The sequence below is a fragment of the Streptococcus cristatus genome, assembly GCF_003943505.1.
In the GTDB taxonomy this organism is placed as follows: domain Bacteria; phylum Bacillota; class Bacilli; order Lactobacillales; family Streptococcaceae; genus Streptococcus; species Streptococcus cristatus_E.
On sequence record NZ_RJPS01000006.1, the window covers coordinates 1 to 22,301 of the forward strand.

The 22,301-nt window shown below is 43.5% G+C and carries 21 protein-coding genes and 3 pseudogenes; 7 read left to right on the plus strand and 17 right to left on the minus strand.

Going from position 1 to position 22,301, the window contains the following annotated elements:
- Positions 1-274 precede the first annotated feature (274 nt).
- Together D8792_RS06245 and rpoE are read right to left on the minus strand one after the other, a co-directional pair.
- The gene (locus D8792_RS06245) at positions 275-757 is read right to left on the minus strand and encodes a sigma-70 RNA polymerase sigma factor region 4 domain-containing protein (RefSeq protein WP_125373341.1); all 483 of its coding nucleotides are present in this window, start codon (positions 755-757) and stop codon (positions 275-277) included.
- 107 nt (positions 758-864) lie between these two features.
- Positions 865-1,335 (minus strand): annotated as a pseudogene (rpoE, locus tag D8792_RS06250) (DNA-directed RNA polymerase subunit delta); the annotation flags it as partial.
- Between the two features lie 255 nt (positions 1,336-1,590).
- Here rpoE and D8792_RS06255 point away from each other — a divergent pair.
- Positions 1,591-2,556 carry an aromatic acid exporter family protein gene (locus D8792_RS06255; protein ID WP_125373465.1) on the plus strand — a complete coding sequence of 322 codons (966 nt, stop codon included), beginning with the start codon at positions 1,591-1,593 and terminating at the stop codon, positions 2,554-2,556.
- 79 nt (positions 2,557-2,635) lie between these two features.
- On the opposite strand, the gene kimA is transcribed toward D8792_RS06255, so the two are convergent.
- From kimA to pnp, 7 genes are all read right to left on the minus strand, one after another.
- Complete coding sequence (gene kimA, locus D8792_RS06260; RefSeq protein WP_125373342.1) at positions 2,636-4,483, minus strand: potassium transporter KimA; 1,848 nt, start codon at positions 4,481-4,483, stop codon at positions 2,636-2,638.
- A gap of 291 nt (positions 4,484-4,774) precedes the next feature.
- A complete protein-coding gene (locus D8792_RS06265) occupies positions 4,775-5,167 on the minus strand; it encodes a Mini-ribonuclease 3 (RefSeq protein WP_125373343.1) in 393 nt (130 codons plus the stop codon).
- On the minus strand, positions 5,160-6,503 hold the full coding sequence (gene cysS / locus D8792_RS06270) for a cysteine--tRNA ligase (RefSeq protein ID WP_125373344.1): 1,344 nt from the start codon (positions 6,501-6,503) through the stop codon (positions 5,160-5,162). The genes D8792_RS06265 and cysS overlap by 8 nt, the downstream gene beginning before the upstream one ends.
- Positions 6,504-6,520: 17 nt before the next feature.
- Positions 6,521-7,042: a dihydrofolate reductase family protein gene (locus D8792_RS06275; RefSeq protein ID WP_125373345.1), complete on the minus strand. Its 522-nt coding sequence runs from the start codon at positions 7,040-7,042 to the stop codon at positions 6,521-6,523.
- Positions 7,043-7,050: 8 nt separating this feature from the next.
- Complete coding sequence (locus tag D8792_RS06280; protein WP_125373346.1) at positions 7,051-7,815, minus strand: nucleoside phosphorylase; 765 nt, start codon at positions 7,813-7,815, stop codon at positions 7,051-7,053.
- Positions 7,816-7,991: 176 nt separating this feature from the next.
- Positions 7,992-8,609 (minus strand): serine O-acetyltransferase, encoded by a 618-nt coding sequence (cysE, locus tag D8792_RS06285; protein ID WP_125373347.1) that lies wholly within the window; start codon positions 8,607-8,609, stop codon positions 7,992-7,994.
- Positions 8,610-8,697: 88 nt separating this feature from the next.
- The gene (gene pnp / locus D8792_RS06290) at positions 8,698-10,896 is read right to left on the minus strand and encodes a polyribonucleotide nucleotidyltransferase (RefSeq protein WP_125373348.1); all 2,199 of its coding nucleotides are present in this window, start codon (positions 10,894-10,896) and stop codon (positions 8,698-8,700) included.
- A gap of 367 nt (positions 10,897-11,263) precedes the next feature.
- Here pnp and pepF point away from each other — a divergent pair, with 367 nt between their 5' ends.
- Positions 11,264-13,060 (plus strand): oligoendopeptidase F, encoded by a 1,797-nt coding sequence (pepF, locus tag D8792_RS06295; RefSeq protein WP_125373349.1) that lies wholly within the window; start codon positions 11,264-11,266, stop codon positions 13,058-13,060.
- A gap of 85 nt (positions 13,061-13,145) precedes the next feature.
- Here the strand turns inward: pepF and D8792_RS11720 are convergent, their stop codons facing one another.
- Positions 13,146-13,490 carry a hypothetical protein gene (locus D8792_RS11720; RefSeq protein WP_125373350.1) on the minus strand — a complete coding sequence of 115 codons (345 nt, stop codon included), beginning with the start codon at positions 13,488-13,490 and terminating at the stop codon, positions 13,146-13,148.
- Positions 13,491-13,635: 145 nt separating this feature from the next.
- Between D8792_RS11720 and D8792_RS06305 the strand changes: the two are divergent.
- Positions 13,636-13,839, plus strand: a pseudogene (locus D8792_RS06305) (oligoendopeptidase F); the annotation flags it as partial.
- A gap of 167 nt (positions 13,840-14,006) precedes the next feature.
- On the opposite strand, the gene D8792_RS06310 reads toward D8792_RS06305, so the two are convergent.
- Positions 14,007-14,396 carry a nuclear transport factor 2 family protein gene (locus D8792_RS06310; protein ID WP_125373351.1) on the minus strand — a complete coding sequence of 130 codons (390 nt, stop codon included), beginning with the start codon at positions 14,394-14,396 and terminating at the stop codon, positions 14,007-14,009.
- 150 nt (positions 14,397-14,546) lie between these two features.
- Here D8792_RS06310 and D8792_RS06315 point away from each other — a divergent pair, with 150 nt between their 5' ends.
- Together D8792_RS06315 and D8792_RS06325 are read left to right on the plus strand one after the other, a co-directional pair.
- Positions 14,547-14,894: a winged helix-turn-helix transcriptional regulator gene (locus tag D8792_RS06315; RefSeq protein ID WP_001133065.1), complete on the plus strand. Its 348-nt coding sequence runs from the start codon at positions 14,547-14,549 to the stop codon at positions 14,892-14,894.
- Between the two features lie 146 nt (positions 14,895-15,040).
- Entirely contained in the window at positions 15,041-15,709 is a 669-nt protein-coding gene (locus tag D8792_RS06325) for an MIP/aquaporin family protein (protein ID WP_125373353.1), read from the plus strand.
- An 88-nt stretch (positions 15,710-15,797) separates the two neighbouring features.
- Here the strand turns inward: D8792_RS06325 and trxA are convergent, their stop codons facing one another.
- The gene (gene trxA, locus D8792_RS06330; protein ID WP_001029581.1) at positions 15,798-16,112 is read right to left on the minus strand and encodes a thioredoxin; all 315 of its coding nucleotides are present in this window, start codon (positions 16,110-16,112) and stop codon (positions 15,798-15,800) included.
- Positions 16,113-16,126: 14 nt separating this feature from the next.
- A complete protein-coding gene (locus tag D8792_RS06335; protein WP_125373354.1) occupies positions 16,127-16,348 on the minus strand; it encodes a DUF4649 family protein in 222 nt (73 codons plus the stop codon).
- Between the two features lie 237 nt (positions 16,349-16,585).
- Between D8792_RS06335 and hslO the strand changes: the two genes are divergently transcribed.
- Together hslO and dusB are read left to right on the plus strand one after the other, a co-directional pair.
- The gene (hslO, locus tag D8792_RS06340; protein WP_125373355.1) at positions 16,586-17,458 is read left to right on the plus strand and encodes an Hsp33 family molecular chaperone HslO; all 873 of its coding nucleotides are present in this window, start codon (positions 16,586-16,588) and stop codon (positions 17,456-17,458) included.
- Positions 17,445-18,422: a tRNA dihydrouridine synthase DusB gene (dusB, locus tag D8792_RS06345; protein ID WP_125373356.1), complete on the plus strand. Its 978-nt coding sequence runs from the start codon at positions 17,445-17,447 to the stop codon at positions 18,420-18,422. The genes hslO and dusB overlap by 14 nt, the downstream gene beginning before the upstream one ends.
- A 55-nt stretch (positions 18,423-18,477) precedes the next feature.
- On the opposite strand, the gene D8792_RS06350 is transcribed toward dusB, so the two are convergent.
- The 4 genes and pseudogenes from D8792_RS06350 to D8792_RS06365 all read right to left on the minus strand — a co-directional run bounded on the left by D8792_RS06350 (position 18,478) and on the right by D8792_RS06365 (position 22,197).
- Complete coding sequence (locus tag D8792_RS06350; protein ID WP_125373357.1) at positions 18,478-19,221, minus strand: hypothetical protein; 744 nt, start codon at positions 19,219-19,221, stop codon at positions 18,478-18,480.
- 235 nt (positions 19,222-19,456) lie between these two features.
- The gene (locus D8792_RS06355) at positions 19,457-20,245 is read right to left on the minus strand and encodes an NUDIX domain-containing protein (RefSeq protein ID WP_125373358.1); all 789 of its coding nucleotides are present in this window, start codon (positions 20,243-20,245) and stop codon (positions 19,457-19,459) included.
- A gap of 57 nt (positions 20,246-20,302) precedes the next feature.
- Positions 20,303-21,117 (minus strand): annotated as a pseudogene (gene pnuC, locus D8792_RS06360) (nicotinamide riboside transporter PnuC).
- 21 nt (positions 21,118-21,138) lie between these two features.
- Positions 21,139-22,197, minus strand: a complete 1,059-nt coding sequence (locus D8792_RS06365) for an AAA family ATPase (protein ID WP_125373359.1) — start codon at positions 22,195-22,197, stop codon at positions 21,139-21,141.
- Between the last annotated feature and the right edge of the window lie 104 nt (positions 22,198-22,301).

A 22,301-nucleotide genomic window follows, 5' to 3' on the forward strand; every position in this document is an offset into this window, starting at 1 on the left:
TTTCTGTCACTGACAGATTTATTGTTTTTTTCTTTGTTCAGTACTACAACTTGTGTTGTAGCGCCCTGCACATTGGTTCGTCTTGTTCAGTTTTCAAAGGTCTTTATCGCTCTCTCAAGCGACAACTATATCAGTATATCACCTATCCATTCACTTGTCAACACTTTTTTTGAATTTTTTTATCTTTTTTACAAATTTATTTCCTACCACCATCAAAATCACTGATAAATCAATAACTAAAAGGGAAAGATAAACTCTCCCTTTTACTCTATTCCTAAATAATTATCTCAGAAAAATCTGATAAGTATGCCCCCAAGTCGCGCAACAGACTCTTACGTCCCTTAAACCGTTCGTCGCCTAGTAAGCGGTGGTATAACTCTAGTTGTTCTTTATCTAACTGAGAAGTGTAGGATGCTAACGAACTTCGAAGAGCGACTAAATCATCTAAGCCTAGTTCGCGCTTACTCAGTCTATGACTAATGGTTCCAACTTCTTCATAAGACTGACGGTCAAATCGGCGTTTTTGGCTCTCTTGCTTTCGAAGAATGTCATGAATATGATTCCGAAATTTTGTCTTGAAGTAACGATAGAGGCGGCTTTCATCTTGACTGATATCTGGATGACTTTCTTCTAGCTGGTGATAAACCAGCATACCTTCTTGTTCCCAGTCACTACTCTCCCATAAATGTACATAATAATCCCGTGCACAGCGCCGGACAATCCACTGCACTTTCTCATAGCGTTCCTTGAAGTTCATGTTATCTCCTTTTTCTTTGATAATATGATTCTACAAGAAAAACTCTTCCCTCAGGCCTCCTATCCCTATCCTGTCTATTTTTTGCCCCAACTGGTTCCTAACGCAAAATTTTTCGACATCTCAGGGACTTTTTGGAACATGTTAGATGAAAGAGCTGGATCCTCTTCATAAGAGTCCTCATCTTCAGGATCATCATCGCTGTAATCAATCGCATCTTCGTCGCCATCCATAAAGGCATTAACGCGTTTTTTCTTGCGTTTCTTAGGCTCGTCTTCCTCATCCGTTTCTTCCAAAGCAATGATTTCTTCATCGACTTCGTCAATCGCATACCAAGAACGAAGGCCCCATTTATTATCGCCAAGTGGGATGAAGCTGCCATCTACATTCAATTCTGTATAAAATAGTGGTAGTGCTTCTCGGATTTCTCCATTTGATTTTTCCAAATAATTTTGAATTTCATTGACAAGCTCATCGAAATACATTTCATGGTCACGCCCGCGCAATTCTAAGATGGCACGTGCTACCTCAATCATCGAAAGCTCACTTTTTTCTTGTCCTGCAAATACTTCTAATTCCAAAGTTATTCTCCTTAAGATTACACAGGCATTTAGCCAGGCATTTTTTCGCTACTTTCTATTGTACGATAAATTTGTCGTCTAGTCAAAAAAATTTCACCTAGACTATCCGACTTTTCAACTCCAGTCATTCTACCATAATCGTAGCATCTGTGGAGCAGCACCTTTCTGCAATTTTTAAACATTGACATATTGTGTTCACATGTCTACGACTAATCATGATATAATAGAAAAAACTTTATGAATAGAAAGAAGCTTATGCCTCTCCTCCAACGCACCATCAAACTAGCTCTTGCAACATGTCTTGCTGCGGCTCTAGCTGCTTTTTTAGGTTTAAGCAATGCTATATCAGCCGGGATTATTGCTATTCTCAGCGTTTCCGACACCCGCAGAAGCACTATCAAACTAGCCCGTAACCGCCTCTTGTCTACTATTTTAGCACTAGCCATCGGGAGCTTATCTTTCATCCTTCTAGGATTTAACCTTTGGAGCTTAGGGATTTATATCCTGCTCTACGTTCCCTTAGCTTATCTCTTTGGCTGGGAAATAGGCATCACCCCCAGCACAGTTTTGGTCACTCATCTACTGCTGGCCCATTCTGTTTCTTGGTCTCTTTTAGCCAATGAAATGGCTGTCTTCCTCATCGGAACGGGATTCGCTCTTCTGGCTAATTTATATATGGCTTCAAACCAGCAAGATATTGATAACTATCATATTCAAGTTGAAGAGCAACTGAAGAAAATTCTACTGCGTTTTGAATATTTCTTAAAAGCTGGAGACGGTCGAAACGATGCAACTCTAATCAAGGAACTAGATACTATCCTTCAAGAAGCCTTAGCACTGGTCTATCTGGACCATTCCAACCACCTCTTTCATCAGACCAACTACCACATTCATTATTTTGAAATGCGGCAGGCGCAGAATCGCATTCTAAAAGACATGGCAGGAAATATCAACAACTGTCAGTTGGCAGCTAGCGAGAGCTTGATTTTAGCACGTCTTTTCTCCAAGACAGCCCAGCAACTTAGTCAAGAAAATCCCGCTCACGAACTAGTTGAAGAAATCGAAGCCTGTTTGGCTGTTTTTCGCGAACGCCCGCTTCCTAAGACTCGGCAAGAATTTGAAACCCGAGCTACACTTCTGCAACTTTTACGAGACTTGGAAACTTTTATTGAGATTAAAGTAGAATTTTATCAAAATTACCAAAAAGTACAGACAAATTAACTTTATGCTATTTCCGATAAATAATAAAAGGAGTTGAAAAATCTTCAACTCCTTTTTCTCATTCAGTAAAGGCATTCGCTCATTCTTTTAAGTGATAAGAATAACTTGCAACCACGACATCCTCATACCATTTCAGATAGTATTTCAATTTCAAGCTCATCTGGTTATGCAAGACATTTTGCCATCTCTTTTTAGGTATAAATTGAGGTACTAGGACCGTCACTGTCCGACCTTCTTTTTTGGCTCGCTTGGCCACTTTAATCACATACTGAACTGTCGGACTAATGATATTGCGGTAGCTAGTCGTAACTGTCTCAAAGCGAATATCAGGGAAGTAGTCAGCAAATTCCTCGGCGACTTCAGCATCTTTTTCAGCAGTTTCTGCTGTTGAAACGTGCATTGCCACGACTTCATCTCCGATACTGCGAGCATAGCTCATCGCTCCTACACTGACTCGGGTAACATTCCCGACTAGGACAATTACTGTATTACCAGTGTAGCTCTGACGCTCAATATGGTCATGCAATCTCAACTGTTTAGCAACTCTATTATAGTGCTGCTTGATAGATAAAAATAGCCAAGTCAAGACAATAATAATAGGGAAGAAAGGCCAAATATCTTGAAGACGGAACAAGAGCAAGATAAGGACAATCCCGTAACAAATGATCGCACCAAGGATATTTGCAATTGAATGCTTCAAGAAATTCTTTCCATATTTTTTCTTCCAATGGACAACCATACCGGTCTGGGAGAGAGCAAAGGGCACGAACACACCAATGGTGTACAGGGGAATCAAGCGTTCTGTATTTCCCTTAAAGATGAACAAAAGAGCAATGGCACCAAAAGCCAAAGTGAAAATACCATTAGAATAGCTGAGCCGATCTCCTTTTTCCATGTACATATGAGGCATGTATTTGTTCTTAGCCATATTGTAGGAGAGCATAGGAAAGGCTGAAAAGCCTGTATTGGCTGCCACTGCTAAGATCAAAGCAGTTGACAATTGGAAAACATAGAACAAAATACGACCAAGAGGAGAAGTCCCCAAAATCGCTTGCGCCATCTGAGCCAGGGTCGTTACACCTTTGACAGGCACGATGCCGATCCAATAATTCAAGAAGGTAATGCCCGCAAACATGATACCTAGAATTAAAGCCATAATCGAGAGGGTGGCTGCGGCATTATGGGCCTTCGGTTTCTTAAAAAAGGGGACCGAATTGGAAATAGCTTCCACTCCAGTCAAGGAAGCAGAGCCACTGGTGAAAGCTCGAAGCAGCAAGATTAAACTGACTCCAGTAATCGGACTACCAATGCTTGCAGTTGCATGATAGTCTAAAATTCCTGTCAGGATTTGCACAAAACCAAAACCAATCAACAATAAGGTGCTAACAATAAAAAGATAGACAGGAATCATCAAGGAAGTGGCCGATTCTTTTAATCCTCGGAGATTCATTAGCATCAACAAGAGAACTAAGAAAATGGAAATATGTAAATTGTAGGGATGTAAGACGGGAATTGCAGAGGTAATTGCGTCCGCTCCAGAAGCGACTGAAACGGCTACTGTCAACATGTAATCTACCAGCAAGCTTCCGCCAGCGATCAAACCTGCTGTTGGAGATAGATTTTCTGTCGTCACCATATAAGCTCCTCCTCCTTGAGGGTAAGCATGGATAACCTGACGGTAAGAAATCGTTAAACTCGCTAATAAAACCAATACGACAATTCCTATGGGAAGCGACCACCAAATAGCACCTATAGAAACAGAAGTCAAGACCAAAACAACCTGCTCCGGTCCATAAGCAATCGAAGATAAAGCGTCACTGGAGAGCATGGCTAAAGCTTGCATCTTAGTCAATAAATGGCCATCTTCGCCCTCTTTTCCAGATTTTAATGGGCGTCCAATAAAAAAACCTTTTAGCTTGGAAAACATAAGTTCCTCCTTTAAAAACATGAGCCATTCTACTCTTTTTCAGAAAACATGTCAATACTTTTCTGAAAATAAATTTCAACCTCCTACTTTTTATCCAATAATATATTTAAAGTTTTAAATTTAATCTTCTACAAAATTTTCCAGTTTTTTTCTGGAAACAGCATGCTTGTTTATATGGGAGTATCAAAAAACGAGCTTTATATAAAACTCGTCTTTGATATAAAAATTTCTTAAATCCTAGTGGTTGTTAGTAAAAGAATTCTATCTCAGAATAAACAAGATAGCAGTGCATCAAAACGAGGCCTCAATCTTCCGAATACACCAGTCAATCAGCTCTTCCAGTCGCTCAACGGCTTCGGTCATATGCAGATAGCCCATGACTGCCTCAAAGCCGGTCGACATCCGGTAGGTGACGATGTCCGTATTCTTAGCCTTGGTGTGGCTGTTGGCATTGCGGCCGCGCTTGTAGATATCCTCTTCCTTCTCCGTCAGAATCCCTTCTTCCAGCATGAGAGAGATGAGGTTGGCCTGAGCCTTGGCAGAAACGTACTTAGTCGCTTCCCTGTGCAGCTGATTGGGCTTGGTCAGACCTTGAAAAATCAGGTGCCTCCGGATATACATGGAGTAGACAGCATCACCCTCAAAAGCGAGGGCAATGCCGTTAATCAGGTTGACATCAGTCACGGGTCCACCTCACTCCATCCTTAGTATCCAAAAGCTTAATACCCTGAGCGGCCAATTCATCCCGAATACGGTCTGCAGTCGCAAAGTCTCGATTAGCACGCGCTTCTTGGCGTTCCTCAATCAAGCGCTCAATGTCCGCATCCAAGACTTCTTCTACAAAAACGATACCAAAAACTTCTAAGAGCTTGGCAAAGGCTTCCTTGACTTCAGCGGTGTAGTTGCCAGAGTTGATCCACTTGGCGAGCTCGAAGACAACCGTGATACCGTTAGCCGCATTGAAATCATCGTCCATAGCAGCGGTGAACTTGTCTAGAAAGGCTTGAAGCTGAGCAGAATCCGCCTGACCAGTGAAAGGTTGCTCATAGGTATTCTTCAAATACTTGAGATTGATTGCTGCATCATGAACAGCCTTTTCTGTGAAATTGATAGGCTTGCGATAATGCTGGGTAGCAAAGAAGAAACGCAGCACCTGACCATCAATGTTCTTGAGGGCATCGTGAACAGTAATGAAATTGCCTAGAGATTTGGACATCTTGACGTCATCGATGTTGACAAAGCCATTGTGCATCCAGTAGTTGGCAAAAGTCTGACCGGTCTTGGCTTCTGACTGAGCGATTTCATTGGTATGGTGAGGAAACTCCAAGTCTGCTCCACCACCGTGAATATCAATGGTGTCACCCAAAATCTCTGTCGACATGACCGAACACTCGATATGCCAGCCCGGACGACCAGGTCCCCAAGGACTGTCCCAAGAAATCTCGCCTGACTTGGCAGCTTTCCAGAGGGCGAAATCTACTGGATTTTCCTTACGAGCCGTTTCTTCATCTGTTCGACCTGAAGCACCCAGCTCCAAATCTTCCAAGGTTTTATTGGCTAATTTGGCATAATTGTGAGACTTTTCCACACGGAAATAAACATCCCCTTGACTCTCATAGGCAAAGCCTTTAGCAATCAAGTCCTCCACGAAGCGGATGATGTCTCCCATAAAGTCAATCACGCGTGGATGCTGAGTAGCCGGCTTGACACCCAAAGCCGTCACATCCTCACGAAAGGCAGCGATATACTTGTCAGCCACTTCTCTTGGTGTGATGCCTTCTTCCTTGGCTCGATGGATAATCTTATCATCTACATCTGTAAAATTGGAAATATAATTGACCTCAAATCCCCGATACTCAAAATAGCGACGAACTGTGTCAAAAGCTACTGTTGAGCGGGCATTGCCGACATGGATATAGTTATAAACCGTCGGACCGCAGACATACATGCGAACCTTGCCCTCTTCAATGGGCACAAATTCACGTAGGCTGCGGGTCATGGTGTCGTAAATTTTAATCATGCGGTCCACTCCCTTCTCTATTTCTGACTTTTTCGGCTGAAAACCAGCTCTGCAAAAGGGCCAAATTGTCTGAGGCTATCCAGTTGGTAAAAGCGCTGCCCTTCCTCTTGGGTAAAGAGGGGAACCCCCTTTCCTAGGATAAGGGGCGCTATCTGAATAATGAGGTGGTCGAAAAGATTCGCATCCAAGAGCGGTCCTACCAAGGAATTACCACCAATCACAAAGACATTTTTACCTTTGTCAATCTGGTGAACAAAGTCCACCACATCCCCAGCTACTGGCTGGTAATTGCTGACAGGCAGGTGCCTATCATGCGTAAAGACATAGTTTTCCGTAGCTTGATAAAAACTTTCTACATCTTGCAAATCTTGGATTTCCTCAAAGGTCCGCTTGCCCATGATGGTGATATCCATTTGCCTGTAAAAGTCATCATAGCCTGTATCCTCTACAGAACCAAGCTGATGCAGCCAGTCTATCCTGTGCTGGCTGTCTGCCAAGTAGCCATCCATGGTGATACAGCCGTAAAAATATACTGCCATTCTTGTAGTTACCTTTCTAGTTCCTTTGCTATTGTCAAAGCGATAGTGAAAAAAGTCATGGCATCAGCTGTCCGCTCTTCATGGCGGGCATCCCAGGTTCGGTTATGATGATCCACATAGTCAGCTGTGTAGAAGAACTGATAGACTTTACTCTTGCGAAATTGACTCCAAGCCATGATAGCTGAAGCTTCCATGTCCACCACTTTGGCTCCAGCAGCCAAGCGACGCTTGACCTTATCAGGCGTTTCTCGATAAAAGGCATCAGTCGTCCAAGACTTAGTGCGGATATGCTCGATATTGTGCTTATCAAAGATGGCTTCCAGCTTAATCAACAGGGATTCGTCATAGGCGACTTCATCACCCGGTGGGGCATAGTGATAGCTAGTCCCTTCATCTCGCAATGCAGCCGCAGGCAGGATGATTTTATCCGCCTCAATTGAGTAATCCAAAACACCACAAGAACCTAGAAGGATGAAATTCTTGAAGCCTCTAGCCGCCAACTCCTCCAGTTGGCCAATCACTGATGGAGCTCCAATAAGCGCAGTCATGACCGCAACTTGATTTCCATCATAATTATATACATACCAAGGAAATTGACCGTTAAGATTTTTTAAATAGCCTCCTGGATAGACTTCTTCTGACTCAATCAAACGTTTCAGAATTTCTCCATTAAAGGACAGGATGATGGTTTCACATACCTCACCTTTGTCAATAATCTGCCTATCTGTTGGTTCAATAACCCCAGCTACATCTTCGAATTCCTCTAATAGCATAACTTCTCTTTCTTTAAGGCTTCAGCAAAGCCATCCTCGTCTTTTTCTTTGACGGCAAAGTTTGGTCTCATCTTTTCAGCTTCACTTATAGTGAGTCCATTGAGTTACAGTTTGCCAAATTACTCCTTGGCAAGACCTCCTAAAGTATCTTGTTAGCTGTCCAAAATTGGCCTTTCTTAGAGCTCCGACGAATGGTGGCTGGCTTCGCGGGCATGCTCCAGCTTGTCCAAATAATATTCTCGCTGTTCTTCCACCTCGTGGATGGTCGGCTCGTCTTTCTGACCATGAACACGCACAATCTTGGCAGGAATTCCAACTACGGTCACGTCACTAGGCACATCCGCCACGACAACTGCCCCCGCTCCAACTTTGGCATTTTCGCCAATTTCCACTGGGCCAATAACTTGAGCATGAGCAGAAATGAGCGCTCCTCGACGGACAGTCGGATGCCGTTGCCCTGTATCCTTACCAGTTCCGCCTAAGGTCACTCCGTGATACAGGAGCGCACCCTTTTCCACGATGGCCGTTTCACCGATAACCAATCCACCACCATGGTCAATGAAAACACCTGACTCAATCTGAGCACCCGGATGAATCTCAATCTGAGTCCAAAAACGCCAAAATTGGCTGTGCATGCGTGCCAGTAGCTTAAAGCCTTTCTTCCAGAGGAAATGAGAAAGACGGTGGGCTGCCAAGGCCTTGACACCTGGATAAGTTAGGATGACCTCCAGCGAAGTACGAGCAGCCGGATCATTTTCTTTTACAATCTCAATGGCTTCTTTCCACCAGCCCATCTTCTTCTCCTTTCATTAGGTAAAATAAGGGAGCAGGCCCTACACAAAGAAATTTGTAAGGTAATCGAGCCTGATCACTCCCTTTTCATTATTCTTCCGATTTAGTTTTTGGGGCGTCTTCATGTTTCTTTTGAAAATGCCCTTTTTCCTGATGTTTATCGTGGTCTCTCTTTGGCTTGTCAGGCTTAGGCGGACGTGGCAAGAGAGCTTTCATAGACGCATCTACGCGGCCTTTTTCGTCAATTTTAATGACCTTAACATCGACAAAATCACCAATTTGTACCAAGTCTTCAACGTTGTTGGTTCGAGTCCAAGCCATTTCAGAAATGTGAACGAGTGCATCTGTCTTGTCAAAGAGGTTGACAAAGGCACCGAATTTCTCAATCCGAACAACCTTGGCATGGTAAACTTCATCCACTTTTGCTTCGCGAACCAAACCAGCAATGATTTCCTTAGCACGATTGATCGCGTCTTGGTCGCTAGAGTAGATGGATACATTGCCCTCTTCATCAATATCAATTTTAACGCCAGTCTCAGCGATGATCTTATCGATGGTTTCTCCACCTTTACCGATGACAATCTTGATCTTGTCCACATCAATCTTGATGGTATCGATTTTCGGAGCAGTTGGAGCCAACTCAGGACGTGGAGCTGGGATCGTCGCTTCAATCAAGTCCAGAATTTCAAAGCGGGCTTTCTTAGCCTGAGCCAGAGCTTCTGTCAGGATCTCTGCTGTAATTCCTTCAATCTTGATATCCATCTGCAGGGCAGTAATCCCTTCACGAGTACCAGCCACCTTAAAGTCCATGTCGCCAAAATGGTCTTCCAAACCTTGAATGTCTGTCAGAACCGTATAGTTGCTGCCATCTGAAATCAAGCCCATGGCAATTCCGGCAACCGGTGCCTTAATCGGCACACCTCCAGCCATCAGAGCTAGAGTGCCCGCACAGATAGAAGCCTGTGAGGAAGAACCGTTTGATTCCAAGACTTCTGCTACCAGACGGATAGCGTAAGGAAACTCTTCCAAGCTAGGTAAGACTTGCTCCAAGGCACGTTCCCCAAGAGCACCGTGTCCAATTTCACGACGGCCTGGCGCACCGTAACGGCCTGTTTCTCCGACAGAATATTGCGGGAAGTTATAGTGGTGCATGAAACGTTTCTTGTATTCTGGATCCAAACCGTCCACAATCTGCGTTTCGCCCATTGGTGCCAGAGTCAGAACAGACAAGGCTTGGGTTTGCCCGCGAGTAAAGAGACCAGAACCATGCACGCGCGGCAGGTAATCCACTTCCGCATCCAGCGGACGGATTTCATCAACCTTACGACCATCAGGACGAACCTTATCTTCGGTAATCAAACGACGCACTTCTGCATGCTCCATTTGCTCCAAGATTTCAGCCACATCACGCATAATACGATCGAATTCTTCGTGGTCTGCATATTTTTCTTCGTAGACTGCTGTGACTTGGTCTTTGACAGCCTGAGTTGCGGCTTCACGCGCCAGCTTTTCTTCTACCTGAACAGCCTTTTGCAAGTCGCTGTTGTAGGCTGCGATAATCTCTGCTTGCAGCTCCTCATCAACGTGCAGCAATTCTACTTCTGCTTTTTCCTTGCCGACTGCTGCGACAATTTCTTCCTGGAAGGCAATCAATTCTTTGACCGCTTCGTGCCCTTTGAGAAGAGCTTCCAGCATGATAGCTTCAGACAGTTCCTTGGCTCCAGACTCTACCATGTTGATAGCCTCTTTGGTACCAGCCACTGTCAGTTCCAAAAGTGAAACTTCTTTTTGTTCCTTGCTCGGGTTGATGATGAATTTACCATCTACATAGCCGACTTGAACTCCTGCGATAGGGCCATTAAAAGGAATATCTGAGATAGAAAGAGCCAAAGAGCTACCGAACATCGCTGCCATTTGAGGTGAAGCATCTTCGTCATAAGAAAGAACAGTATTGATAACCTGAACTTCATTGCGGAAGCCTTCCGCAAACATTGGACGAATCGGACGGTCAATCAAACGAGCCGTCAAAGTCGCATCCGTCGAAGGACGTCCTTCACGTTTCATAAAGCCACCAGGAAACTTCCCAGCCGCATACATTTTTTCTTCGTAGTTGACTTGAAGTGGGAAGAAATCCCCAGTAGCCATCTTTTTGGACATGGTTGCTGCAGTTAAAACGGTACTTTCTCCATATCGAACAACGGCGCTGCCATTTGCCTGCTTTGCAACCTGACCGGTTTCAACTACCAGCTCACGACCTGCAAAAACGGTTTTAAAAACTTGTTTTGTCATAAAGACTCCTTGCCGAGCACATGCTCAAATTTTTTCATACGCCTTGGCTACAAAGATCAAGATACTAAGACCTTAATCAACTCATATGAGGTGTTAGGTTAGCACTTTGACTTTAATATCATGGCCTTAGTAGCTTCTTATATCCTCATCTTTGTATCAAGCACGTATAGACCCTATTTTACCACAATTTCAGCCAAAAGAAAAAGGCTGAAAATGGCTTTTTTCTATAAAAGTACTGAAAATCTAGTTTTCTTTTTTATAAGCAGACAGCTAAAATCATATTTCCCTAATTTTTTCCTATGAGCACGGCATTCTGAAGGATTTTTTGCTATACTGAATATAGTTATTTAATCAAAAGGAGTAAACTATGGAACAAAAACATCGTTCTGAATTTCCAGAAAATGAACTCTGGGACCTAACGGCCCTTTACCAAGACCAAGAGGACTTCCTGCGGGCCATCGAAAAGGCCAGAGAGGATATCCAGAAATTCGTCCGTGATTACCAAGGCAAGCTCAGCACTTTCGAAGATTTTGAGCGGGCCTTTGCTGAGTTAGAGCAGATTTATATCCAAATCAGCCACATCGGCAACTACGGATTTATGCCACAGACCACTGACTTTAGCGACGAGAGCTTTGCGCAGATTGCCCAAGCAGCCATGGAGTTTGAGACCGAGGCCAATGTCGCGCTCAGCTTCTTTGACGACGCCCTGGTCGGTGCAGATGAAGCTGTCTTAGAGAGATTAGGTCAAGAGCCCCATCTGACTTCAGCCATTCGCCAGGCTAAAATCAAAAAAGCCCACTATCTGGGAGCGGATGTCGAAAAAGCCTTGACCAATCTGGGAGAGGTCTTTTACAGTCCACAGGATATTTACACTAAGATGCGGGCTGGCGACTTTGCTATGGCTGACTTTGAAGTGGACGGCAAAGTATACAAAAACAGCTTTGTCACCTATGAGAATTTCTACCAAAACCATGAAAATGCAGAAATTCGCGAAAAAGCTTTCCGTTCTTTCTCTGAAGGCCTTCGTCAGCACCAAAACACTGCTGCCGCTGCCTATCTGGCTCAGGTCAAGTCTGAAAAACTACTGGCTGACATGAAGGGCCATGACTCTGTCTTTGACTACTTACTGGCTGAGCAAGAAGTTGATCGATCTATGTTTGACCGGCAGATCGACTTGATTATGAGCGAGTTTGCCCCAGTAGCTCAGAAATACCTCAAGCATGTCGCTAAGGTAAACGGACTTGAAAAAATGACCTTTGCCGACTGGAAGCTGGACTTGGACAGCGAGCTCAATCCTGAAGTCAGCATTGATGATGCCTATGACCTCGTCATGAAGTCAGTCGAGCCACTTGGACAAGAGTATTGTCAAGAAATCGCCCGCTATAAGGAAGAACGCTGGGTAGACTTTGCGGCCAATGCTGGAAAGGATTCTGGAGGCTATGCTGCTGACCCTTATCGGGTTCACCCTTATGTCCTCATGAGCTGGACTGGTCGCATGAGCGATGTCTATACTCTGATTCATGAGATTGGCCACTCTGGTCAGTTCATCTTCTCTGACAATCACCAAAGCTATTTCAACGCCCACATGTCCACCTACTATGTGGAAGCACCGTCTACCTTTAACGAGCTCCTGCTCAGTGATTATCTGGAGCGCCAGTTTGATAACCCACGCCAGAAACGCTTTGCCCTGGCTCACCGTCTGACGGATACTTACTTCCACAACTTCATCACTCACTTGCTGGAAGCTGCCTTCCAACGCAAAGTCTATACTTTGATTGAAGAAGGCGGAACCTTCGGCGCAAGCAAACTCAACGCTATCATGAAAGAAGTCTTGACGGACTTCTGGGGCGATGCCGTTGAGATTGACGACGACGCTGCTCTGACTTGGATTCGCCAAGCCCACTACTACATGGGGCTGTACAGCTACACTTACTCCGCAGGCTTGGTCATCTCTACCGCTGGCTACCTACATCTGAAAAATGACGAAAATGGTGCCCGTGACTGGCTTGAACTGCTCAAATCTGGCGGTAGCAAAACGCCGCTTGAGTCAGCTATGATTATTGGAGCAGATATTTCGACAGACAAACCACTCTGCGACACGATTCAATTTCTATCTGATACTGTTGAGCAGATTATTGCCTACAGTAAAGAGTTGGAGGAATAAAAAACAGACTGAGACATTTTTGTCTCAGTCTGTTTTTACATAATTCAATAAATCTGTCCCTAAAATGACATTTGAAGCTAAATTTTTAAAAAAGTTTGAAGAAATATAGATAAACCAAAATATAGATTGTGAAACAGACACTAAATATAAGCCACCTTATCCAGAACTGTGACTTGCTATAATTTTTAGCACGTAGGAGGCCAATAAAGAACCAGATAAGGCCCCAAAAAAACATTCCCAACAGTTGAGGGGCATAATATGAAATCAAAACCAAGCAAAAAAGGACAAAGCTTAGTACAACCATGATGCTTTTTTCCGTTATTTGCGACCTAGGAATCATCCAGCCCACAAAGAAACAGAAAATTGGCACCGCAATAAACGGAGTAAAAACCATCAAAATAAAGCCAAACTGCGATAATGACTCAAGCATAAACAGTGCCCTTTCTATACCTTGTAATTTACCTTCTTCCTATTATAACCTAAAAACTATATTTTCCAACAAAAAAACTGGAATATATCATTTTTCTTAAATCGATAGAGGACTAATGAGGCAAGCTAGGGGCGTGAGAGACACCAGCTACCTACACCTGAAAAATGACAAAAATGCTGCCCGTGACTGGCTAGAACTGCTCAAATCTGGCAGCAGCAAGACTCCGCTTGAGTCAGCTATGATTATCGAAGCCGATATCTCAATGGATAAACCACTCCGTGATACCATCCAATTCTTGTCTGATACGGTTGATCAGATTATTGCATACAGTGCTGAGTTGGGAGAGTAAATTAAAAGAGTCTGGGACAAAAGTCTAACCTTAAATATAAAAAACGAACAAAACGAGTTATCTGACACTCAGAATACTGTCTTGTTCGCTTTTTTTCTAATCTATCGATTTTAAAAATTTATAATAAAGAATTCTAAAATCAAAATTTTTTGTTCAGGCCTCTTAAATTATCCCCAAAAGCTATCTTCTTCAGCTTGATCTGAAGAGAAGAGCCAAACTTCCTTGATTTTTCCGTCTTCAATACGGAAGAGGTCAATCCCGTTCATATTGAGTTCAGTACCATCAGCACGTGTTCCGAGAAAAGTAACATTAGCTGCGATTAAATCCTTATTGTCAGAAACCCAATTTGTTATCACCTTAAAGGTTCCATTAGTTTTCTCAGCAAATGTAGCTAGGTGAGATCCTAGCTTGTCCTTACCAACAACTGAACCAGATATACTATGATTACCAGGTTGATGCCAGACAATATCATCTGCCATCGTTTCAAAGACACCAGGAAAGTCACCAGCAATTAAAGCTTGGTAATAAGCATTGAAAATTTCTAAGTTTGTTGACATATATATTCTCCATATCTTTTTTATGATATAATTGTAACAGTTACAATCGAAAAAACAAGTAGATACTTTTTCGATAGCTAGTATCAAAAGTAGTACTATTGTTGATACTAAAAGATAAATTTTTTTAAAAAAATAGAAAGAAGATATTTTATGCCAAATAAAGTGAGTGAGTATGGTATTTGTCCATTTGCGACAACGCAAAGGGTTTTAACAGGGAAATGGGCACTGGTAATCATTTATCAGTTGAGTACGGGTACCAAACGATTTAAAGAATTGCAGAGATTATTGCCTGGGATTACTCAAACTATTTTGACACGTCATCTCCGTCAATTAGAAAAGGATAAGATTGTTCAACGAAAGGTCTATGCGGAAGTTCCCCCACGAGTTGAGTACAGCTTAACCGAAATGGGGCAGGAATTCAGAGTTGTTTTAGATGCTGTCGAAAACTGGGGTCTGGATTATATTAAGTTGCTAAATGCTAATGAGATAGGCAACTGATAAGTCCTATAGAGGGAATGTTTTTTTTATCGAATCCCTCAATTAAAAGACAGTAAAGTAAACCAGTAAATTTCCAGTCAATTTTCTTGAAACCCTTTCCTTCTTTTGATAGACTAATACATAATTTTAAAAAAAGGAGATAGAAAATGAAAAAATTTGTCGCTGAATTAATCGGTACTTTCATGCTTGTGTTCATCGGAACAGGAGCCGTTGTTTTTGGAAATGGTACAGAGGGTCTTGGACACCTTGGAATTGCTTTTGCCTTTGGTTTGGCAATCGTGGTTGCAGCTTTCTCAATCGGAACTGTTTCAGGTGCGCACTTGAACCCAGCTGTTTCAATCGCTATGTTTGTAAACAAACGCTTGTCATCTTCAGAGCTTGTAAACTACATCCTTGGACAAGTGGTTGGAGCTTTCCTTGCGTCAGGTGCGGTCTTCTTCCTCTTGGCTAACTCAGGAAAGTCAACTGCTAGTCTTGGTGAAAATGCCTTGGCAAACGGTGTAACTGTCTTTGGTGGTTTCTTGTTTGAAGTCATTGCAACTTTCTTGTTTGTCCTAGTTATCATGACTGTCACTTCAGCAAGCAAAGGTAATGGCGCGATTGCTGGTTTGGTCATTGGTTTGTCATTGACAGCTATGATCCTTGTGGGATTAAACATCACTGGACTTTCAGTAAACCCAGCTCGTAGCTTGGCACCAGCTGTCTTGGTAGGTGGTGCAGCCCTTCGACAAGTTTGGATTTTCATCCTTGCTCCAATCGTTGGTGGTGTTCTTGCAGCTCTTGTTGCTAAAAACTGCCTTGGCACAGAAGAATAAGAAACAAAAAGAGTCCTGTCCTCAGTTTAAGGAACAGGGCTTTTTCTATGAAAAACACTCCCCGTTTCGAATGGGGAGTGTTTTGCTTTTAACTCAATTCCGCAACAATCGCCTTGATTTGTTCTGCAGTGTGAACACCAGCGACTTGCTTAACCACTTGGCCGTCTTTTTTGAAAAGAAGGGTTGGGATGGACATGATTCCAAAGGCACGAGCTGTATTTGGGTTTTCATCTACGTCCATTTTAACGATTTTCAGGACATCTTCTGAAAGTTCTTCAGACAATTTATCCAAGATTGGACCTTGCATACGACATGGGCCACACCAAGTTGCCCAGAAGTCTACCAAGACCAAACCGTCTTTTGTTTCTTGTTCAAATGTTGCATCTGTAATTGCTTTTGCCATTGTATTTCTCCTTTTTAGTTATATTGGCTTAAATCTTGTTTCATGAGATAGAAGAAAACATCTCCATAAGTCCCATGGTAGTCCAAATCATGACCATTGTAAGTTAATTTTTGGACAGTGTAGTAATCCGCGACACCGATCAGGCAGGCATGTTGAGAACGTTCAAAGTCTTCATAAGACTCGAAAGTCATCTTCCGTTCTGACTTAGCTGCATCTAGATAGATAATTTCAATCATAAACTCTCCTTTTTGATTCCATTCGTAATTTATGATTTAATTGTAACTAAATATATTACATTTGTCAAATCAAACGCATCCGACACTGCTAGATCATAGATGGATGCCTTTGAATCCTGATTGATCAATCTTCTCCTTTTTGTTTAACTTGAGCAAAGTACAAGGCAAGAAGAAATCTGAAAGAAAAACAAGCACAAAGGCTACGTTTGTTTTTATTTTTATGTTAAAATAAAAGGTATGGACAAAATTATCAAAACAATCTCAGAAAACGGTTCTTTCCGTGCTTATGTACTGGATAGCACAGAGACGGTTCGGACCGCTCAAGAAAAACATCAGACTCAAGCAAGTTCTACCGTGGCACTCGGCCGCACACTGATTGCCAGCCAGGTTTTGGCAGCAAATGAAAAAGGCCAGACCAAGATCACCGTCAAGATTCTTGGTAGCAGCTCGCTAGGCGCAATCATCACCGTGGCGGATACTGAGGGCAATGTCAAAGGCTATGTGCAAAATCCCGGTGTAGATATCAAAAAGACAGCCACTGGCGAAGTTCTGGTCGGCCCTTTTGTCGGCTCTGGTCAATTTTTGGTTATCACGGACTACGGCACTGGCAATCCCTACAATTCCATGACGCCACTCATTTCTGGTGAAATCGGCGAAGACCTGGCCTTCTATCTGACTGAAAGCCAGCAAACTCCTTCTGCCGTTGGCCTCAATGTTCTCTTGGATGAGCATGATAAAGTCAAGGTTGCTGGTGGTTTCTTGGTGCAAGCTCTGCCCGGTGCTAAGGATGCTGATATCGCCCGCTTCGAGAAGCGGATTCAAGAAATGCCAGCCATCTCTAAGCTGTTAGAATCCGATGACCATATAGAAGCTCTACTGGCTGCCATCTATGGAGATGAGCCCTACAAACGCCTGTCTGAAGAAGAAATTCGCTTCCAGTGTGATTGTAGCAAAGAGCGCTTCTTGAATGCCTTGGCTACCCTGCCAAAGGCTGACTTAGAAGAGATGCGTGACCAAGACCACGGGGCTGAAATCATCTGTCAATTCTGCCAGACAGCCTACCACTTTGACCAAAATGACTTGGAGGAACTGATTCGTGACAAATCTTAATACCCCTTTTATGATTGGAAATGTTAAAATTCCCAACCGCACAGTTCTAGCACCCATGGCCGGTGTAACCAACTCTGCTTTCCGGACCATTGCCAAAGAGCTAGGAGCAGGCCTGGTCGTGATGGAAATGGTCTCTGACAAGGGCATCCAGTATAACAACGAAAAAACCCTGCACATGCTTCACATCGATGAAGGCGAAAACCCCGTTTCTATCCAACTCTTTGGTAGCGACGAAGATAGCCTAGCACGCGCAGCAGAATTTATCCAAGAAAATACCAAGACGGATATCGTCGATATCAACATGGGCTGCCCAGTCAACAAAATCGTCAAAAACGAAGCTGGCGCTATGTGGCTCAAGGATCCTGAGAAAATCTATAAAATTATCAACAAGGTCCAGTCCGTTTTGGATATCCCTCTGACAGTCAAGATGCGGACAGGTTGGTCCGACAGCTCACTGGCTGTAGAAAATGCTCTGGCAGCCGAAGCCGCCGGAGTCTCCGCCCTGGCTATGCACGGCCGCACCCGTGAACAAATGTATACAGGTCACGCAGACCTCGAGACCTTGCACGACGTAGCCCAAGCCCTGACCAAGATTCCTTTCATCGCTAACGGTGATATCCGCAGCGTGCAAGAAGCCAAACAACGTATCGAAGAGGTTGGTGCTGACGCTGTCATGATTGGCCGTGCAGCTATGGGAAATCCCTACCTCTTCAATCAAATCAACCACTATTTTGAAACGGGTGAAATCCTGCCAGACTTGACCTTCGAAGACAAGATGAAGATTGCTTATGAGCACCTCAAACGCTTAATTAACCTCAAAGGTGAACACATTGCTGTCCGCGAATTCCGTGGTCTAGCACCCCACTACCTTCGTGGAACATCTGGTGCAGCTAAACTTCGCGGTGCCATTTCACAGGCCAGCACATTGGCAGAGATCGAGGAACTCTTGCAACTCCAACATTAAAGAAATAAAAAAAGGAAGCATCTACAAAGGTGCCTCCTTTTTTATTTCTTTTTTCTTATTTGATCAATTGAACACTAGCTACTTTACCGTCAGCGCCAGTGGTGATTTGGATGCCCAATTTAGGGGCAGATGGTTCAGCAGAACCCAGCTGGGCTGTATAGCGACCATCATCCAAAGTATAGGCATATGAAGCAACATGGTAAGTATTGACGGTGCCATTCGCTGACTTGACACTAAACTGTCCGCCTGCTGAAACAGTCACTGTACTGCCTCCTGCATCCGTCCAACTACCAGCAGCCGCAGAGAAATCGCCATCCACCATATTTAAAACACCTTTATAACGAGCATTTGTTTCTGCCTGCTTATTTTGAAGCTGACGATCAGTGGCTGGATTTTGAGCTGGCTGAGTTGCTTGATTTGGTTTAGTTGGTTGAGTCGGCATAGTTTGTTGACTAGGAGCTTGTTGAGATTGGCTTGGTTGAGCCTGTGTATTTTGTTGAGCTTGAACTTGCTGATCCACTCCTTGTTGAGTTTGATTTTGTGAAGGTTGAACGGATTCCACAGCTTTCTGTACTTGTTCTGCTTGCCCTACTGTTTTATTTGAAGAAGCATTGCTGCTGGCTTTTGGAGCGCTACTAGTTTTGCTAGATGAAGCAACTTTAGAGCTAGAAGAAGTTTGTACTGTCTTATTAGCACTTGCGCTAGTCTTGGTTTCTTCTTTGTGACCACAAGCCCCTAAAAGTAAGCTAGAAGCTAGAACAGTAGCAGCCATCAATTTTATATAAGTCTTAGTTTTCATTTTTTCTTCTCCTTCGTAACATTTGGAAATCTTTTTGTAATATTATTGTAACACTCGTAATAAAGTATGTCAACTAGATAAATGGAATTTTTCAAAAAATTTTGAAGCAAATAGCATCCGGAACTTAGGCCTCCTCTCTTCCTCAGCAGATATGTAGCTACTTTTATATTCGTAATAAAAATAAAAAAAGCAGAACATTTTTGTCCTGCAAGTAAACTATATCATCAATTTTCTTTTAACTTGTTTTTTCTGTCTTCAGTTTATAAACTTTTCTCGGTTTCTTCTTAGGCACGCGCTTGACACCGGCCTCTTCCAAATATTCTCCAAATTTTACGAGAAAATTATTGCTGACGATGGGGCGTCTAGGCGTGATGAGATTGACCAGCTCGGTTCCTTCATAGACAGTAAAGGGTGATTCCAGCAGATGGAGAAAAGTTGGATTCCAGTCCAGTCGCCCCTGAATCCGCTTGATAGACTCCAGCAGGATTTGGTAGTGGTCAAAGGCAAAGTCCTCTGCTGTTAGAAGCCGCTCGCCATCTCTAAAACTCCTTGTCTTAAAGTCCACATTAAGGAAGGTGACTTCCTTGGCATCATCACCAGCCTTGACTTGGTTGATAGCGATTGCCGGCAGATAGACCAGATGGGCAATGGTAATGACCCAACCACGCGGATCGCGTCCTGGAGTGGAGACTGTCATCAGCTGCTCCACCTTTTCCAGCGGTATCTCGAGGTCCACTTCTTCCTTGACCTCGCGAATGCAGGCTTGATAGGCATCCTCATCTTTGTCCACAAAACCTCCGACCAGAGCATATTTATTCTGGTAAGGATGAGCCTTGCGCTTAATAACCAAGAGTTTCAGCTGGCCGTCTACGAAGCAGTAAGCCACCATATCCGCTGTTACGCTGGGTGTCTCATACTTGGGCAAATCCTGTGTCTTGTACCATGCCAAAAAGGCGGATTCATCCGCCATGGTTTCATAGTACTCTTTTTCTGACATTCCCGCTGGGATATCCTGTTTGGTCATGAATTTCTCTTCCTTTCCTAAGCTATATTTTCTATCAAAAATCCTCCAAATCTTGCTCTAAGCTTTCTTCACTGCCTTGGTCCACTGATACCATCCGACGATACTATTGAGCGTATAGACCCAGTACATAGCTTGGATATGGAGGTTGCTGCCCCACCAGAGGTAGATACTGAAGAGATTGGTCGCAATCCAGAAAATCCACTGCTCGCGATAGAGACCCGTCATGAGAAGCTGGCCGATGCCATTGGTCGCATCTGTCACGCTATCACGGAAAGGCCGGTGACTGTGAATACTCTTATAAGCAAAACCCATACCAATCCAAATCAAGGCAGTCAAGGCCAAATATTTAAGCCAGCCACGCCAGTCTAACTTCTTAGCCTCAAAATGAGAGGGCTCTGCTTTATCTTGTTCATTGACTCGGTTGGACAACCAAGTGTAGAGACCGATTGGCTGCATGATAAAGAAGTAGATTGTTGTCAATACTTCTCCATAAAAGCTAGCCTGGAAGGACAAGATGAGATAAATAGCCGAATTAACAGCTCCAAAGAGGTAATTGCTGGCCCGCCCCTCAGCTACTAGGATGACACAGACGATGCCTGTCCAGGAAGCAAAGAGTCCCAACCAATCATGCTGCTCCTGCCCACTGGTAAACTCCAGAATGAAAGGCAGACTGGAAAGAGCAATCAAGTAGAGCCATTGAGTCAAGCTGCGCCCGCCAAATAAATCCTGCCAGAGCAATTTGGCGATACCGCTAAGCCCTGTTCTTTTGCTGCTGCACAGACATTCTGGAAATTCCGAGCAAAGGTTTGAGATTTTTGTTTTAGTCCTGCGGAGAGAGCTGCAGGTGAGAGTTTTTGATTTTTTACTACCATTCTATTTTACCACTTTCTTTTTTAATCTGCTTGATAAATCTTGTTAATCGCTTCTTTGGCCGCCTGATAATTGTCCAAATAACTGCCAGCCAGATAGACCGTCGGAATATGAGCTAAACACTCCTCTTTCAGCTTTTTCAAATAGCTAGAAAAATCACTGCGGATAGCCTCGTCTGCCATGCTCATATCACGAAAGCCATCGTTGACATAGGCTCCGATCGGCTCAGCAAAGAGAATCAAATCCCATTTTTCCTTGGCCAAAATGCTAGCAAAGAGATTATCAAAGGTATCTGTTTCCTCGTCCTGAACCGGACTTTCTTTCAGATAGTAATCATAGTAAGCCTTGGTTACTAGCGAATTTGTATCGGCCACGACCAGACCACGGTTGGCGCTGCTGTCAATCAAGCGGGAAGTCTGAGCATATTGTCCCAAGAGCAGATAATAGTAGTCCTTAGGGGTCAGCTCATCGTCTCGCACGTTATTTTGAATCTGGTATTCTCGAGCATATTCTAGACTAACTGGAGCATCATAGAAGCGAGCCAAATCCTTGGCCAAAGTCGTTTTACCATTGCTGGCGCTGCCCATAATCAGCACTTTCTTGGTAAAGTGACGGCGGAAAGGTTGGGCGATATATTTCCAATAAAGGCTAGGATTTTCCCGAATCATCGTAGCTGAAATCCCAAATTGCCGCTCCTCAAAAGAAGTTTTGAAGCCACGCTTTGTCAGCTCCGCTTGATAGTCTGATTCTCCGACAAAGAAAATCAACTCCTCGCCTTCTGAATCATAACCCACCAAGTCCAATAAAGCGGGCAACCACTGAGCCCAACCCAGAGGATAGCGAGGGAAAGACGTTTCGTCTAGTCTATAAACCTGGGTCAGTTCATCATCTGCGAAGGTCTCACGAGTATAACGGAATCGCTTCTGCAGAGATAGACCTACTTCCTCGCCACGGTCTCCCTGATAGCCAGAAACCACCACGCGCACTTTGTCATAAGAACGCTTCGCCTTCTGAATCAAATCAATATGCCCCTGATGCAAGGGAGCAAAGGTTCCAAAGACGATTGCAATTTGTTTTTTCATGATTCCACCTTTTTATTGTTTTTTATAATTTATTCTTTCTATGATTTTATTATAAACTATATTTTTGATTTGTCAATAGTTTTTTATAAAATTTTATAAAAAAT

Coding starts and splice junctions, on each gene's coding strand:
- pnp (WP_125373348.1), bottom strand. CDS start 10,896: ATGACAAAACAAGTTTTTAAAACCGTTTTTGCAGGTCGTGAGCTGGTA.
- pepF (WP_125373349.1), top strand. CDS start 11,264: ATGGAACAAAAACATCGTTCTGAATTTCCAGAAAATGAACTCTGGGAC.
- D8792_RS06350 (WP_125373357.1), bottom strand. CDS start 19,221: ATGAAAACTAAGACTTATATAAAATTGATGGCTGCTACTGTTCTAGCT.
- D8792_RS06335 (WP_125373354.1), bottom strand. CDS start 16,348: ATGATTGAAATTATCTATCTAGATGCAGCTAAGTCAGAACGGAAGATG.
- D8792_RS06245 (WP_125373341.1), bottom strand. CDS start 757: ATGAACTTCAAGGAACGCTATGAGAAAGTGCAGTGGATTGTCCGGCGC.
- D8792_RS06355 (WP_125373358.1), bottom strand. CDS start 20,245: ATGACCAAACAGGATATCCCAGCGGGAATGTCAGAAAAAGAGTACTAT.
- D8792_RS11720 (WP_125373350.1), bottom strand. CDS start 13,490: ATGCTTGAGTCATTATCGCAGTTTGGCTTTATTTTGATGGTTTTTACT.
- cysE (WP_125373347.1), bottom strand. CDS start 8,609: ATGGGCTGGTGGAAAGAAGCCATTGAGATTGTAAAAGAAAATGATCCG.
- D8792_RS06325 (WP_125373353.1), top strand. CDS start 15,041: ATGAAAAAATTTGTCGCTGAATTAATCGGTACTTTCATGCTTGTGTTC.
- D8792_RS06275 (WP_125373345.1), bottom strand. CDS start 7,042: ATGGCAGTATATTTTTACGGCTGTATCACCATGGATGGCTACTTGGCA.
- D8792_RS06310 (WP_125373351.1), bottom strand. CDS start 14,396: ATGTCAACAAACTTAGAAATTTTCAATGCTTATTACCAAGCTTTAATT.
- D8792_RS06315 (WP_001133065.1), top strand. CDS start 14,547: ATGCCAAATAAAGTGAGTGAGTATGGTATTTGTCCATTTGCGACAACG.
- hslO (WP_125373355.1), top strand. CDS start 16,586: ATGGACAAAATTATCAAAACAATCTCAGAAAACGGTTCTTTCCGTGCT.
- D8792_RS06255 (WP_125373465.1), top strand. CDS start 1,591: ATGCCTCTCCTCCAACGCACCATCAAACTAGCTCTTGCAACATGTCTT.
- kimA (WP_125373342.1), bottom strand. CDS start 4,483: ATGTTTTCCAAGCTAAAAGGTTTTTTTATTGGACGCCCATTAAAATCT.
- D8792_RS06280 (WP_125373346.1), bottom strand. CDS start 7,815: ATGCTATTAGAGGAATTCGAAGATGTAGCTGGGGTTATTGAACCAACA.
- D8792_RS06365 (WP_125373359.1), bottom strand. CDS start 22,197: ATGAAAAAACAAATTGCAATCGTCTTTGGAACCTTTGCTCCCTTGCAT.
- cysS (WP_125373344.1), bottom strand. CDS start 6,503: ATGATTAAAATTTACGACACCATGACCCGCAGCCTACGTGAATTTGTG.
- trxA (WP_001029581.1), bottom strand. CDS start 16,112: ATGGCAAAAGCAATTACAGATGCAACATTTGAACAAGAAACAAAAGAC.